The organism is Pseudomonas sp. 14P_5.3_Bac1, assembly GCF_025466135.1.
Lineage (GTDB): Bacteria > Pseudomonadota > Gammaproteobacteria > Pseudomonadales > Pseudomonadaceae > Aquipseudomonas.
Genome location: NZ_JANLOF010000010.1, coordinates 23,913 through 38,401, shown reverse-complemented (window position 1 = coordinate 38,401; position 14,489 = coordinate 23,913). Strand labels below are relative to the sequence as shown.

The window sequence follows — 14,489 nt, the reverse complement described above, 5'->3', positions numbered from 1 at the left end:
AAAACCAATGTGGGAGGGGGCTTGCCCCCTCCCACATTTCAACCTGTGTTTAACCTTTCAAATCAGCTGAACAACCACTTCCACAGCAGCACCAGCACCACCACCGCCAGCACCGGCCGCGCAATGCGGTAGGCCTTGGGGTGCTTGCGTTTCCATTGCTTGACCACGCCGCTGAACTTATCGCTGAAGGTCTTGCTCCAGGCATACGCCTGGTTGATCCCGCCAACACGTTCATCATCCAGATTCTGCGGCGCGGTTGCGCGGCCCAACTGCATGCTGACCCAGCGGTTGACGCGGGTCATGAGGCGATTGCTCAGCGGGCGCTCGATGTCGCAGAACAGGATCACGCGGGTCTGGTCGGTTTCGTTCTTCACCCAATGCACGTAGGTTTCGTCGAACATCACGTCCTCACCGTCGCGCCAGGCATAGACCTGACCATCGACGAAGATGCGGCAATCGTCGGAGTTTGGCGTAGACAGCCCGAGGTGATAGCGCAGGGAACCGGCAAACGGGTCGCGGTGCGGGTTGAGGTGACTGCCGCCCGGCAACAGCGCGAACATCGCGCCTTTGACGTTGGGGATGCTGCTGACCAGGGCCACGGTTTTCGGGCACAGCGCCTCGGCCGATGGCAGCGGTTTGTCGTACCACTTGAGGTAGAAACGTTTCCAGCCCTTCTTGAAGAACGAACCGAAACCGGCGTCGTTGTTCTTTTCAGCGGCGCGGATATAACCCTCGTCGAACAGGTGCATGGCCTCTTCGCGGATCACTTCCCAATTGTCCTTGAGCACATCCAGCTCCGGGAACTTGCTGCGGTCCAGGTACGGTTTGGACGGCACGGCCGAGAACAGGTACATCAGGGCGTTATAGGGTGCGAACAGCGCCGAATGGTTGACGAACTGACGCAACATCGGCAAACGCGCCTTGCCACGCAGGTGCACATACAGCGTGCTGCCGATAAACAACAGCAACACCGACAGTTTGGCGGCCAAAGAAAAGGTCATGCAGCAACTCCTGGAAATAAGCGCCTGGCCAACAGCCTCCCGTCGACGGGAAACCAGACGTAGCAGCCGGCCATGATAAACACTTGGGCCATTATGCAGAAGGCCCAGGCCGACCGGCTGACATAAATCAACACCCTGGGGCCCTTGTGGCTGGCGGGTTTGTAGTGGCCTGCGGGCTGGTTGTGGCAAGAAGACTTGTTGTGGCGAGCGGGCTTGCCCCGCGTTGGAGCGCGCAGCGCTCCCACTTCAGACGCCGCGGTGCAACTGATAAACCGCGGCGTCAGGTTTTGGGGGCTGCTTCGCAGCCCAACGCGGGGCAAGCCCGCTCGCCACGACAGCCTGCAAGCCACAACCAGCCCGCTCGCCACAACAAGCCTTCTTGCCACCGAGAACCGATCAGGCCTGGGTTTCCTGGTCGGTGAACAAATCGCTGAACAACATGCTCGACAGGTAGCGCTCACCGGAGTCGGGCAGGATCACCACGATGGTCTTGCCCTGCATTTCCGGTTTCTCGGCCAGACGCACGGCCACGGCCATTGCGGCGCCACAGGAAATACCGCACAGAATCCCCTCTTCCTGCATCAGGCGCAGGGCCATGGCCTTGGATTCCTCGTCGGTCACCCGCTCTACGCGGTCCACCATCGACAGATCGAGGTTTTTCGGCACAAACCCGGCGCCGATGCCCTGGATCTTGTGTGGGCTCGGCTTGATCTCTTCACCGGCCAACGCCTGGGTGATCACCGGCGAAACGATCGGCTCGACCGCCACCGACAGAATCGGCTTGCCCGCCGTGTTCTTGATATAACGCGACACGCCGGTGATGGTGCCGCCGGTGCCGACGCCTGCCACCAGCACGTCCACGGCACCATCGGTGTCGTTCCAGATCTCCGGGCCGGTGGTTTTTTCGTGGATCGCCGGGTTGGCCGGGTTTTCGAACTGCGCCGGCATGAAATAGGTGGCCGGGTTGCTGGCGACGATCTCGCCAGCCTTGTCGATCGCACCTTTCATGCCCTTGGCCGGCTCGGTCAACACCAGCTCGGCGCCAAGCGCCTTGAGCACTTTACGTCGCTCGATGCTCATCGACGCCGGCATGGTCAGCAGCAGCTTATAGCCACGGGCGGCGGCGACAAACGCCAGGCCGATGCCGGTGTTACCGGAAGTCGGTTCTACAATGGTCATGCCCGGCTTGAGTTTGCCGGTGCTTTCGGCGTCCCAGATCATGTTCGCGCCAATGCGGCACTTCACCGAATAACCCGGGTTACGCCCCTCGATCTTGGCCAGGATGGTCACGCCACGCGGTGCGATGCGGTTGATCTGCACCAGGGGCGTGTTACCGATGGAGTGCGCGTTGTCTGCAAAGATACGGCTCATGACGGGTCCTTAAGGCAATTTCAACAAGGCCACAAGGGTATGCCTCGGGCTGGTGGGCGTCCAGTCAGAGGAACGTTGCGCCGGTGCGCGCGGTCCATCGCCTATAACGTTGGAGAACCTGCACATGAAACGTCGCTACAGTGGGCTGCTATGGATCGTCGCCATACTGGTGGTAGTACTGATTGCCCTGGACCTCGCCCTGCCCTACCTGGTGCGCAACTACCTGAACGACAAGCTCGCCGACATGGGTGATTACCGCGGCCAGGTCACGGATGTGGACGTGGCGCTGTGGCGCGGGGCCTATAAAATCAACGGCCTGCAGATCGTCAAAGTCGACGGCAAAGTGCCGGTTCCGTTCGTCAAAGCGCCGGTGATCGACGTGTCGGTGAGCTGGCATTCGTTGTGGTACGACCATGCGGTGGTGGCCGAGGTGCAGTTCTTCCAACCCGAGCTGAACTTCGTCGACGGTGGCAACCAACAGGCATCGCAGACTGGTAAAGGCACCGACTGGCGTGAACAGTTGGGCAAATTGTTGCCGATCACCCTCAACGAAGTCCGCATTCAGGACGGCAAGATCGCCTTCCACAACTTCAATTCCAAGCCCGCGGTGAATATCTACGCCACCCAGGTCAACGCCAGCTTCTACAACCTGACCAATGTGGTGGACATCAAAGGCAAGCGGGACGCCACCTTTGAAGGCAAGGCGCAATTGCTCGGCCAGGCGCCCCTGGAAGCTACCGCTGCTTTCGACCCACTGAGCAACTTCGAAGACTTCGAATTCCGCTTTCGCGCCAAGGATATTCAACTCAAACGCCTGAATGACTTCGCGTCGGCGTACGGCAAGTTCGACTTCAAGGCCGGCACGGGCGATGTGGTGGTCGAAGCCCAGGCCGAAAAAGGCCAACTGAGCGGTTATATCAAGCCGCTGCTGCGCGACGTAGAGGTGTTCGACTGGAAACAGGATGTCGAAAACAAGGACAAGAATATCTTCCGCTCGATCTGGGAAGCCGTGGTCGGCGCCAGCGAGACCGTATTAAAGAACCAGAACAAAAACCAGTTTGCCACCCGCGTGGAACTCAGCGGCAGCGTGCACCAGCAAAATATCAGCGCGTTCTCGGCATTTTTGGCGATCTTGCGTAATGGTTTTATCCAGGCATTCAATGCCCGGTATGAACAACCCAAGCCCAGTGCAAACTGAGCCGCACGCCCTACCGGGAGACGGGCTATCGGTTAGCGTGCCGACGGATCAATGACAACAACGAGTAAGGACACTGAGCATGCGCATCACAGGCTGGATACTGACAATTCTTGGCTACCTCTTGGCCTATTCAGGCTTCGTGAAAATAGTGGGGTTCGCCATGCACGGCGGCCCCCTCGCCGGCATGATGATCCTCGCCGGCATCGGCACACTGGTTTTGGCTGCGCTGGCCCTGTGGGGCGGCAGCAAGCTCAGGGACAAAGCGGACGCGCGGGCGTACGCGTTGGAGAAAGCCGCCAAGGGTCGCGTGTGACCGGCCATTCAGAGACTGAATAACCCGTCTGCGTTCACAGTCGCCGGGGCCGCGCGGTATAGTCCGGGCATTGATGAATTCGAGGAATGACCGATGAAGTTCGAAGGCACCCAGGCCTATGTGGCTACCGATGACCTGAAACTGGCCGTCAACGCCGCCATCACCCTGGAACGGCCGTTGCTGGTCAAGGGCGAGCCCGGCACCGGCAAGACCATGCTTGCCGAGCAACTGGCCGAATCCTTTGGCGCCAAGCTGATCACCTGGCACATCAAATCCACCACCAAGGCGCATCAGGGCCTCTACGAGTACGACGCGGTCAGCCGCCTGCGCGACTCGCAACTGGGCGTGGACAAGGTCCACGATGTGCGCAACTACCTGAAGAAGGGCAAGCTCTGGGAAGCCTTCGAGTCCGAAGAGCGGGTGATTCTGCTGATCGATGAAATCGACAAGGCCGACATCGAGTTCCCCAACGACCTGCTGCAAGAACTCGACAAGATGGAGTTCTACGTCTACGAAATCGACGAGACCATCAAGGCCAAGAAACGCCCGATCATCATCATTACCTCCAACAACGAGAAAGAGCTGCCGGACGCGTTCCTGCGCCGCTGCTTCTTCCATTACATTGCCTTTCCCGACCGCTCCACCCTGCAAAAGATCGTCGATGTGCACTACCCCGACATCAAGAAAGACCTGGTCAGCGAAGCACTGGACGTGTTCTTCGACGTGCGCAAGGTGCCAGGCCTGAAGAAAAAGCCGTCCACCTCCGAACTGGTCGACTGGCTCAAGCTGCTGATGGCCGACAACATCGGCGAAGCCGTGCTGCGCGAACGCGACCCCACCAAAGCCATCCCGCCGTTGGCCGGTGCCCTGGTGAAAAACGAGCAAGACGTGCAGTTGCTGGAACGTCTGGCCTTCATGAGCCGTCGCGGTAATCGATAATGTTGCTCAACCTGTTCAATGAGATGCGCGCCGCCAAGGTGCCGGTGTCGGTGCGCGAGCTGCTCGACCTGATCAATGCGCTGAAACAGCGTGTGGTCTTCGCCGACATGGACGAGTTTTACTACTTGGCCAGGGCGATTCTGGTCAAGGACGAACGGCATTTCGACAAGTTCGACCGCGCGTTCGGTGCCTATTTCAACGGCCTGGAAAAGCTCGACGACCACCTGCAGGCGCTGATTCCCGAAGAGTGGCTGCGCAAGGAATTCGAGCGCTCGTTGAGCGATGAGGAGCGTGCGCAGATCCAGTCCCTCGGTGGCCTGGACAAGCTCATCGAAGAGTTCAAGAAACGCCTGGAAGAACAGAAAGAGCGCCATGCCGGCGGCAACAAGTGGATCGGCACCGGCGGCACCAGCCCGTTCGGCTCCGGCGGCTACAACCCGGAAGGCATCCGTGTGGGTGACGCCGGCAAGCGCCAGGGCAAGGCGGTAAAAGTCTGGGACCAGCGCGAGTACAAAAACCTCGACGATCAGGTGGAGCTGGGCACGCGCAACATCAAGATTGCCCTGCGCCGCCTGCGCAAGTTCGCGCGCCAGGGTGCGGCCGAAGAGCTGGACATCGACGGCACCATCGACCACACCGCCCGCGATGCCGGGCTGCTGAATATCCAGATGCGTCCGGAGCGGCGCAACACCATCAAACTGCTGTTGCTGTTCGACATCGGCGGCTCAATGGACGCCCACGTGAAGATCTGCGAAGAGCTGTTCTCCGCGTGCAAGACTGAGTTCAAGCACCTGGAGTACTTCTACTTCCATAATTTCGTATACGAGTCGGTGTGGAAGAACAACCAGCGGCGCACCTCCGAACGCACCTCCACCCAGGACTTGCTGCATAAATACGGCGCCGATTACAAAGTGATTTTTATCGGCGATGCGTCGATGGCGCCGTATGAAATCACCCAGGCCGGCGGCAGCGTCGAGCACTGGAATGAGGAGCCTGGGTACGTGTGGATGCAGCGCTTCATGGCCAAGTACAAGAAGCTGATCTGGATTAACCCGTACCCGAAAGACACGTGGGGGTATACGGCGTCGACGGGGATTGTGCGGGAGTTGGTGGAAGATCAGATGTACCCGCTGACGCTGCGGGGCCTGGAAGAAGGGATGCGCTTTCTCTCCAAGTAACTCACATGCACCATAAATCCAATGTGGGAGGGGGCTTGCCCCCGATAGCAGCGCCTCAGTCAATGTATTTGGCACTCAAAGACCGCTATCGGGGGCAAGCCCCTCCTACATTGTTAGCCTTCGCTGAAGCGCTGCAAAAAGTCCACATGCTGGCGATGCGCTGTCTCCTGCACCACCGGCGCCAAGCGCACCTTCTCCCCCGGCAAACACTGCGCCAGCCGCGCCAGCGCCAAGGGCGTCAACGCGCCTAAACGCGGGTAGCCGCCAATGGTCTGCCGATCATTGAGCAACACAATCGGCTGCCCATCCGGCGGCACCTGGATCGCTCCCAGCGGAATCCCTTCGGAGATCAAAGACGGCCCCTGATACTGCAACGGCGTGCCCAGCAGGCGCATGCCCATGCGGTCGGCGCGGCTGTCCAGTGCCCATTCGGTGTTGAAGGCATCGAACAAACTCTGGCCGCTGAATTGACCGATTTGTGCGCCGACTATCACGTCCAGTGGCGCAGCGGGTTGCAAATCCGCGCTACTCAACACCTTCATCGCACCGCCCGTTCCGGAATACATCAACCGCCCGCCTTCGACCAATGCCTTGCCGAAACCGTCAAGCCCGCCCAATTCCTCTCGCACCACCGTGGCGCAACTGCCCAGCACCTGCGGCGCATCAAAGCCGCCTGGCGCCGCCAGGTAGGCCCGCGCGCCATTGAACGGCTGGGTAAAGCGCAAACGCTGGCCCTTTTGCAGGATAAAGCTGCGTCCCGGGCTGATCGCACGCTCATCGATGTACGCGCCCAGATCCGCGCCGGCCAATGCCAGCAAGCAATACTCCTCGGCCTGCACGGTGAACCCGCCCAAGGTGATTTCCACCACCGGCGCATCCAGCGCGTTGCCCAGCAGCCAGTTGGCCCAGGACATCGACACCCAGTCCAGCGCGCCACCCTGGGTCACGCCCAGGTGCCGCACGCCAAAGCGACCGGCATCCTGCAACAGGCACAGCGGCGTGCTGGCCTCGATCAACAAGCGGCTCATGCCTGCGCCTCCAACGGCGTGTCATCGCCACCCAGGTTGATAAATTCGGCGTGGCCGACCGCCTCGAAACGCACCGTATCGCCGGGCTGCATCAGGCTGTAACCGTCGCGTTCGCGGTCGAACAGCTTGGCCGGAGTGCGACCGATCAGATTCCAGCCACCGGGCGAGACCACCGGGTACGCGGCGGTTTGCCGCTCGGCGATGCCGACGCTGCCAGCCGCCACGCGCTTTCGCGGGGTATTCAGGCGCGGCGTCGCGAGGATTTCGTCCACCAACCCCATAAACGCAAAACCGGGGGCAAAGCCGAGGGCGAACACCTGGTATTCATGGGCACTGTGGCGGCGGATCACGTCTTCAACCGACAGACCGCTGCGCTGGCTGAGCAAGCTCAGTTCCGGGCCGACACTCAGGTCGTACCACACCGGCAACACGTGACGCTGGCCGCTGCCCTGGGCCTGAGGCTGCAGGTCGGCCAGCGCCTGGCCGATCAACTCCCTGGCCTGCGCCGGGCTCAACGCGGTGAGATCGTAATGCACCATCAGCGTGGTGTAGGACGGCACCAGGTCCACCAACGCTGGGCCAAAACCTTCGCGCAGACGTTGAGTGGCAGCGAGCATCCACGGCATGTTGGCTTCGGCAATCACATCAAACAGACGCACCATCAGGCAGTCGATCGCCACCACTTCAATGCGTGGCTTCATGCTGGCTTCAGCGCCTCGCGGATACGCTTCACGGCGGCCACCGAACTGGCGTTGTCGCCGTGCACACACAAGGTGTTGGCCTGCAACACCAAGGCGCTGCCATCGCTGGCGGTCAGGGCGTCGCCGCGGGAAATCGTCAGGGCCTGCTGCACGATGGTTTCGGAGTCATGGTGCACGGCGCCCGGCAACTGGCGCGAGACCAGATGCCCTTTGTGGTCGTAGGCACGGTCGGCAAAAGCCTCGAACCACAAGGTCACCCCGTACTCATCGCCCAAGGCCTGGGCCGCGCTGTTGTCGTGGGTGGCCAGCAGCATCAGCGGCAGGTCGCCATACGCGGCCACGGCCTGGATCACTGCGCGCAATTGCGCAGGGTTGGCCATCATGTCGTTGTACATCGCGCCATGGGGTTTGACGTAGCTGACCCGCCCGCCTTGCGCACGGCAGATGCCGTCGAGGGCGCCGATCTGGTAGTGCAGCAGGTCCTGGATTTCCTGCGGTGTGTAGGCCATGGAGCGGCGGCCGAAGCCTTGCAGGTCCTGGTACGCCGGGTGCGCCCCCACTTGCACGCCGTGCTTGAAGGCCAGACTGACGGTCTTGCGCATGATGCTCGGGTCGCCGGCATGAAAGCCACACGCCACGTTGGCACAATCAATGAACGGCATGACCTCGGCGTCCAGACCCATGGTCCAGTTGCCAAAGCTTTCGCCGATGTCGCAATTCAATAGCAGACGGCTCACGGTGGGTGCTCCTCCAGGCGTTGTTTTTCAGGCGTTGTATTTTTTGTAGTGTGGGATTTTTCGTACAGAACTGGCAACTTGTCCTCACACCCCAACGACGCTTATCGTGGAATAGCTCGATTTTTGGCGTTTGCCCGGCGCGGCGTCCAACTAATAAAAACCGATCCATGCATAAGAAAAGTTGATCCCATGAATTTGAAGTTCCTCGAAACCTTCGTCTGGGTGGCCAAGCTCAAGAGCTTTCGCCTGACCGCCGAGAAGTTGTTCACCACCCAGGCCTCGATTTCCAGCCGCATTGCCGTGCTCGAGAGCGAGTTGGGTGTGAAGCTGTTTCTACGCGACTCACGCGGCGTGAGCCTGACCCCGGAAGGCTTGAAGGTGCTCGATTACGCCGAGCAGATGATGGTGACCATGCAGGGCTTGAAGCAGTCACTGGAAACCACCAGCAGCAAGGTCGGGCGGATTCGCATCGGCGCGATGGACACGGTGATTCACACCTGGCTCAGCCCCTTGGTGGCCGAATTGATGGACCACTTTCCGTTGGTGGAAATCGAATTGGTCGCCGATACCGCATTGAACCTCAGCGATCAGCTGCAAAAAGGTTTCCTCGACCTGATCCTGCAAACCGACCTGCTGCGCCTGGAAACCGTGCGCAGCCTGGAACTGGCCAGCCACCCGATGGCCTGGATCGTCGCCAGCCATTCCCTCTACAACCGCGACTACGCCTCCCTCGCCGAACTGGCCCAGGAGCGCATCATCACCTACTCAAAAAACTCCCACCCGCACCAGGACGTGCTGAGCCTGATGCAGGCCAACGGCGTCGCCGCACCGCGCATGAACTGCGTGAATTCGGTGTCGGCGATTACCCGCCTGCTGCGCGATGGCTTCGGGATTGGCGCACTGCCGCCGGTGCTGGTCAGCGAGGAACTGGCGCGCGGGGAGTTGGTGATGCTGCCGATGGGGCAGAAGCTGCCGAATTTGCAGGTGGTGGTGTCGTGGCGGGTGGGTGTTGAGCTGGTTGAGGAGATTGTCGGGCTGTGCCAGAAGGTGGTGGCCCGCTATGCCGAAGAGGTCGGCGAAGCGAATATGGTTCTGACGAAATCGGATTAAACCCTTGGGAGCTGGCTTGCCTGCGATAGCGGTGTATCCGTGGCAGATGGGCAAGCTGACCCACCGCTATCGCAGGCAAGCCAGCTCCCACAGTTGACCAAGTTGAGTTTTAGAGCCCCTTCAGGTCTCGCTCTTCAATCGGCCGGCTCTGGCGCAGGCGCTTGCCGCCCAACACCACCCAGTCAATCAAGCGGAACAGGCATTCAATGCCGAACGACAACAGCATCGCCCCGCCCAGGCCCCAGCCCATCGCCTCCGGCGTCAGCAGGATCTGATAGCTGTAGCCATTCCAGGTTTCCAGGCGAATCGCCGGGTCCGCGGCCACCGCCACCTGCAGGGCGCGGATGTACCACGGGCCTTGCATGGCCTGGAATTGCTTGTCCAACGCCACCTGGCGATCAAGCAGGGTGCCCAGGCTGTTGGCGTCGCTCTGGAACACCGGATCATCACTGGCACGGTAATGCGCCACCAATGCCTGCAAATCACCGTTGAAGAACTGCCGTGCGGTGCTTTCAAACCCGCTGAGGCCGGTCTGGGCCTCGATCAGGTGGGCCTCGACGCGCTTGGCGTAGTCGTTGATGAAACCCGGCAGCTGCACACCGACCAACAAGCCAATGGCAAACAGCACCAACCGCAGATAACTGAGCAGCATGGTCGATATCCTTACTCGGTAATGCCCTGGCTGACGCATTCACCGCGTCGCCACAGGCTCCATTGGCCCGGTTCGTAGCGGGTCCAGTTTTCGTTATCGGTCAACGGCTCGGTGGCGATCACAGTGACCACGTCATTTGGCGTGGTTTCGGCCTGAAAATCGACGATCACGTCGACATCTTTCAAGCGCGCCGGGCCAAACGGTGCGCGCCGGGTAATCTGCGCCAGCTTGGTCGAGCAGTAGCAAAACAGCCAGTCACCGTCGCTGAGCAGGCAGTTGAACACGCCTTTGCTGCGGTACTCGGCGCAGGCGACAATCAGGTCCGGCAGCACTTGTTCGATCTCTACCGGCTCGGGGAAGGCTTCGCGCACACGGTTGAGCAGGTCGCAGAACGCTGCTTCGCTGTCGGTATCGCCCACCGGCCGGTAGAAGGTGGCACGCGGGTTGAAGTCCGCCAGCTGGCCGTTATGGGCAAAACACCAGTTGCGGCCCCACAGCTCGCGCACGAACGGGTGGGTATTGGCCAGGCTCACCTTGCCCACGTTGGCCTGGCGGATATGGCCAATCACCACTTCACTTTTGATCGGATAACGCTGCACCAGCAGCGCGACTTCCGACTCACTGCTGGCGGCCGGGTCCTGAAACAGGCGCAGGCCGCGGCCTTCGTAGAACGCGATGCCCCAACCGTCGCGGTGGGGGCCGGTACGCCCGCCCCGCTGCATCAGCCCGGTAAAGCTGAACACGATGTCGGTGGGGACGTTGGCACTCATGCCCAATAATTCACACATGCCAGGGCTCTCGCTGCAGGGCGGACGACGTCAAAGGCGCGGTTCGACGCGCATTCCGCTGGCAGGCGCCGGGCGATGGAACGGCTCGTCGTCCTCGTCAACCGTCTCGGCAGCCAGGGCGGCGTCGACAGCGGCCTTGCGCTCACGCCGGGCGTTGGCGGCGCGCTCGATGGGCCAGCGGATCAGCACAAACACGATATACACGCCAAAGGCGATCATCGTGTACATGAACAGATCGGAGATGGCCCGCCAGGCGTTATTGCCGACATGCAGCACCAGATCCAACGCGGTGATCGCCACGGCCGGCGCGAACTGGGTCTTGACCGGATCGACGATGGTCGGGCTGAACAGCAGCACCGCCATCAGCAACTGCAGCGGCTCGCGCAGCCAGCGCCAGATCCAGCGGGTCATGCGCCACCACACCAACAGGCAGCCCAAAGCGGCGAAGGCGTAAAGGCCCCAAGCGGTCAGATAGTCGTTCTCGGTCATGGTGTCCATGGCAAGGTAGGCAAACAGGCGGCTATGATAACGGCTTTTGCGTGTCTCGGCTGCAATGCCTGCCACCATCCGCCAGACAGAGAGCGATCCATGCCTTCATCGACCCACATCACTGCCGCCCCGATTGCCCGCAAGGCCGAAGGCCAGGACCCGTACGCCTGGCTGCAAGCGCGTGACACGGCTGAAGTCCTCGATTACCTCAAAGCCGAAAACGCCTGGCAGGAGGCGCAACTCGCCGATCAGCAGGCGCTGCGCGACACCCTGTTCGACGAGATCAAGGGCCGCATTCTCGAAACCGACCTGTCCCTGCCCTCGCCGTGGGGCCCGTACCTGTATTATACGCGCACCACCGCCGGTGACGAATACGCCCGCCATTACCGCTGCCGCCGCCCGGCAGATGACAGCAACACTGTGGACGACAGCAGCGAAGAATTGCTGCTCGACCCCAACGTACTCGCCAACGGCGGCTTTTTCTCGCTGGGCGCGTTCAGCATCAGCCCCGACCACCAGCGCCTGGCCTACAGCCTGGACACCAGCGGTGAAGAAATTTACACCCTGTACGTGAAGGAATTGGCTAACGGCAAAGTCAGCGAACTGGAGTTTCAGGACTGCGACGGCAGCATGACCTGGGCCAATGACAGCCTGACCCTGTTCTTCGGCGAACTGGACGACACCCATCGCCCACACAAACTGTATCGCTACCGCCTGGATGGCACGGCGGCGCAGGAAGTGTTCCACGAGCCTGACGGACGTTTCTTCCTGCATTGCTACCGCTCCAGTTCCGAACGTCAATTGCTGCTGGCCCTGGGCAGCAAGACCACCAGTGAAATCTGGGCGCTGGACGCCAACCAGCCGCACCTCGACTTCACTTGCCTGGCGCCACGGGTCGAAGACCACGAATACGATGTCGACCACGGCCAGCGCAACGGCGAGTGGACCTGGTTTATCCGCAGCAACCGCGACGGTATCAACTACGCGCTGTTCGTCGCCGCCGACACCGGCAGCGTGCCCACCGAAGATCAATGGCAAAACCTGATCCCGCACAGCGACGAAGTGATGCTCGACGGCGTGAGCCTCAATGCCAGCGCGATGACCTTGAGCCTGCGCATCGGCGGCCTGCCGGTGATCGAAGTGCACCCTCAGGACGTGCCGGCCTATCGCGTCGAATTGCCCGACGCCGCCTACAGCCTTTATGTGCAAAACAGCCTGGAATTCCCGAGCGACAAAATCCGTCTGCGCTATGAAGCGCTGAACCGTCCGGCCCAGGTGCGCCAGCTGGAATTGGCGAGCGGCGCGCAAGCCGTGCTCAAGGAAACGCCGGTACTCGGCGTGTTCAACGCCGACGACTACGTCAGCCAACGCCTGTGGGCCACGTCTGCCGATGGCACCCAGGTGCCGATCAGCCTGGTGGTCAAACGCGACCAGCTGGGCAAACCGGTGCCGCTGTACCTCTATGGCTACGGCGCCTACGGCCACAGCCTCGACCCCTGGTTCTCGCACGCGCGCCTGAGCCTGCTGGACCGTGGCGTGGCGTTTGCCATCGCGCACGTACGCGGCGGCGGCGAACTGGGTGAAGCCTGGTACCGCAACGGCAAGCAGGCACACAAGCAGAACACCTTCAGCGACTTTATCGCCTGCGCCGAGCACCTGATCGCCGAGGGCCTGACCACCTCCAAACAACTGGCCATCAGCGGCGGCAGTGCCGGCGGCCTGTTGATCGGCGCGGTGCTCAATCAACGCCCGGAGCTGTTCCAGGCGGCGATTGCCGAAGTGCCGTTCGTCGATGTGCTCAACACCATGCTCGACCCGGAGCTGCCGCTGACCATCACCGAATATGACGAGTGGGGCAACCCTGAAGAACCAGAGGTGTACGAGCGCATCAAGGCCTACGCGCCGTACGAGAACGTCAGCGCCCAGGCCTACCCGGCGCTGCTGGTGATCGCCGGCTACAACGACAGCCGCGTGCAGTATTGGGAGGCGGCCAAGTGGGTGGCCAAACTGCGCGACACCAAGACGGACGACAACCTGCTGCTGCTCAAGACCGAACTGGGCGCCGGCCATGGTGGCATGAGCGGGCGTTATCAGGGATTACGTGATGTAGCGCTCGAATATGCATTTGTGTTCAAGGCGCTGGGCTTGATTTAAGGAACTTAGGACGGCGGTCCTGTCTGAACACACAGACCGCCTACTTGATTGATGGACCAAGATTGCAGCTATGCCTCAACCAACTTTATTGAACAATGAAATCCGCGACATGCTCATGGACTGCGGGCTGTTCGACCCTTTGCTGCCGGAAGATTTTCACGTCGCCGCCGGCTACTTCAACATCAGCAGCATCGCCCAGGGCGAAGCGATCTTCGTTGAGGGCGATGCCGGCTCGTTCATGTGCATCATCCACAGCGGCCAGGTGGCCGTGCAGAAAACCAACCATGAAGGCCAGCGCCTGACCATCGCCACCCTGCGCAGTGGGCGGGCGTTTGGCGAAATGGCGGTGCTCGATGGCGAGCGGCGCTCTGCCAGTTGCCTGGCGGCCAGTGATTGCGTGCTGCTGAACCTGGGCAAGGATTCCCTGGAAAAAATGCTCAACGAAGCGCCCAGGATCGCGGCCAAGATCATCCGCGCGATTGCGATCGCCTTGTCCAAACGCCTGCGCATGGCCGACGGGCAATTGCTCTCGCAACCGTTTTAACCGCCGGGCGTCTTCGGCTTGCTGTCATTTTGCAGCAGGCCAGGCACGCTCTGGTCCTTGGGCGGCGTTGGCAACACAATCGGCACCAGCGCGGGTGAACCGTTGGCGGTGGCTTTGGGCGCCACAGGCGGTGTGACTTGCGGGTACAACGTTGGTGTCGGTGTCCCCGGCGCACCGGGCGTTGGCGCGGGTGCGACCGGAACGGTTTGCACCTCCTGAGCCTGGGCCGCACCCAATGTGAGCGCGCCAAGCACAATGACCGTTAGAATGCTGCACTTCATCGATG

16 protein-coding genes are annotated in these 14,489 nt (G+C 61.2%); 7 read left to right on the top strand and 9 right to left on the bottom strand.

All coding sequences use genetic code 11. The features are described from left to right. Positions 1 to 62: 62 nt before the first annotated feature. Positions 63 to 1,001, bottom strand: coding sequence for an aspartyl/asparaginyl beta-hydroxylase domain-containing protein (locus tag NTD89_RS02705; protein ID WP_145163021.1), 939 nt, complete (start codon positions 999 to 1,001; stop codon positions 63 to 65). Between the two features lie 396 nt (positions 1,002 to 1,397). Further along, on the bottom strand, positions 1,398 to 2,372 hold the full coding sequence (gene cysK, locus NTD89_RS02700) for a cysteine synthase A (protein ID WP_262206383.1): 975 nt from the start codon (positions 2,370 to 2,372) through the stop codon (positions 1,398 to 1,400). A gap of 124 nt (positions 2,373 to 2,496) precedes the next feature. Here cysK and NTD89_RS02695 point away from each other — a divergent pair, with 124 nt between their 5' ends. The 4 genes from NTD89_RS02695 to NTD89_RS02680 all read left to right on the top strand — a co-directional run bounded on the left by NTD89_RS02695 (position 2,497) and on the right by NTD89_RS02680 (position 6,000). Next, positions 2,497 to 3,570 carry a DUF748 domain-containing protein gene (locus NTD89_RS02695; RefSeq protein ID WP_145163014.1) on the top strand — a complete coding sequence of 358 codons (1,074 nt, stop codon included), beginning with the start codon at positions 2,497 to 2,499 and terminating at the stop codon, positions 3,568 to 3,570. Positions 3,571 to 3,649: 79 nt separating this feature from the next. Beyond that, positions 3,650 to 3,883 carry a hypothetical protein gene (locus NTD89_RS02690; RefSeq protein WP_262206382.1) on the top strand — a complete coding sequence of 78 codons (234 nt, stop codon included), beginning with the start codon at positions 3,650 to 3,652 and terminating at the stop codon, positions 3,881 to 3,883. Between the two features lie 93 nt (positions 3,884 to 3,976). After that, positions 3,977 to 4,822 carry an AAA family ATPase gene (locus tag NTD89_RS02685; RefSeq protein ID WP_058411046.1) on the top strand — a complete coding sequence of 282 codons (846 nt, stop codon included), beginning with the start codon at positions 3,977 to 3,979 and terminating at the stop codon, positions 4,820 to 4,822. Then, positions 4,822 to 6,000, top strand: coding sequence for a vWA domain-containing protein (locus NTD89_RS02680; RefSeq protein ID WP_017137401.1), 1,179 nt, complete (start codon positions 4,822 to 4,824; stop codon positions 5,998 to 6,000). The genes NTD89_RS02685 and NTD89_RS02680 overlap by 1 nt, the downstream gene beginning before the upstream one ends. Before the next feature lie 113 nt (positions 6,001 to 6,113). Here the strand turns inward: NTD89_RS02680 and NTD89_RS02675 are convergent, their stop codons facing one another. From NTD89_RS02675 to NTD89_RS02665, 3 genes are read right to left on the bottom strand one after another with little or no spacing between them, the layout of a single operon-like run. Then, a complete protein-coding gene (locus NTD89_RS02675) occupies positions 6,114 to 7,028 on the bottom strand; it encodes a biotin-dependent carboxyltransferase family protein (protein WP_262206381.1) in 915 nt (304 codons plus the stop codon). Further along, positions 7,025 to 7,729 carry a 5-oxoprolinase subunit PxpB gene (pxpB, locus tag NTD89_RS02670; RefSeq protein ID WP_262206380.1) on the bottom strand — a complete coding sequence of 235 codons (705 nt, stop codon included), beginning with the start codon at positions 7,727 to 7,729 and terminating at the stop codon, positions 7,025 to 7,027. The genes NTD89_RS02675 and pxpB overlap by 4 nt, the downstream gene beginning before the upstream one ends. After that, complete coding sequence (locus NTD89_RS02665) at positions 7,726 to 8,466, bottom strand: 5-oxoprolinase subunit PxpA (protein ID WP_262206379.1); 741 nt, start codon at positions 8,464 to 8,466, stop codon at positions 7,726 to 7,728. Before NTD89_RS02665 ends, pxpB begins: the two co-directional genes overlap by 4 nt. A gap of 189 nt (positions 8,467 to 8,655) precedes the next feature. Between NTD89_RS02665 and NTD89_RS02660 the strand changes: the two genes are divergently transcribed. Next, entirely contained in the window at positions 8,656 to 9,576 is a 921-nt protein-coding gene (locus NTD89_RS02660) for a LysR family transcriptional regulator (RefSeq protein ID WP_262206378.1), read from the top strand. 109 nt (positions 9,577 to 9,685) lie between these two features. Here NTD89_RS02660 and NTD89_RS02655 read toward each other — a convergent pair whose 3' ends face one another. Genes NTD89_RS02655 through NTD89_RS02645 form a run of 3 tightly spaced genes read right to left on the bottom strand, consistent with a single transcriptional unit; the run spans position 9,686 to position 11,583 of the window. Next, complete coding sequence (locus NTD89_RS02655) at positions 9,686 to 10,228, bottom strand: DUF2937 family protein (protein ID WP_262206377.1); 543 nt, start codon at positions 10,226 to 10,228, stop codon at positions 9,686 to 9,688. A gap of 11 nt (positions 10,229 to 10,239) precedes the next feature. Beyond that, positions 10,240 to 11,016 (bottom strand): class II glutamine amidotransferase, encoded by a 777-nt coding sequence (locus NTD89_RS02650; RefSeq protein ID WP_262206376.1) that lies wholly within the window; start codon positions 11,014 to 11,016, stop codon positions 10,240 to 10,242. 30 nt (positions 11,017 to 11,046) lie between these two features. Further along, positions 11,047 to 11,583, bottom strand: a complete 537-nt coding sequence (locus tag NTD89_RS02645; RefSeq protein ID WP_262206374.1) for an MFS transporter — start codon at positions 11,581 to 11,583, stop codon at positions 11,047 to 11,049. A gap of 21 nt (positions 11,584 to 11,604) precedes the next feature. Here NTD89_RS02645 and NTD89_RS02640 point away from each other — a divergent pair, with 21 nt between their 5' ends. Both NTD89_RS02640 and NTD89_RS02635 read left to right on the top strand, forming a co-directional pair. After that, on the top strand, positions 11,605 to 13,659 hold the full coding sequence (locus NTD89_RS02640; RefSeq protein ID WP_145162997.1) for a S9 family peptidase: 2,055 nt from the start codon (positions 11,605 to 11,607) through the stop codon (positions 13,657 to 13,659). Positions 13,660 to 13,729: 70 nt separating this feature from the next. Continuing rightward, entirely contained in the window at positions 13,730 to 14,203 is a 474-nt protein-coding gene (locus NTD89_RS02635; RefSeq protein ID WP_262206372.1) for a cyclic nucleotide-binding domain-containing protein, read from the top strand. Here NTD89_RS02635 and NTD89_RS02630 read toward each other — a convergent pair. Then, positions 14,200 to 14,484: a hypothetical protein gene (locus NTD89_RS02630; RefSeq protein ID WP_106576962.1), complete on the bottom strand. Its 285-nt coding sequence runs from the start codon at positions 14,482 to 14,484 to the stop codon at positions 14,200 to 14,202. The genes NTD89_RS02635 and NTD89_RS02630 overlap by 4 nt on opposite strands. Positions 14,485 to 14,489: the final 5 nt, after the last annotated feature.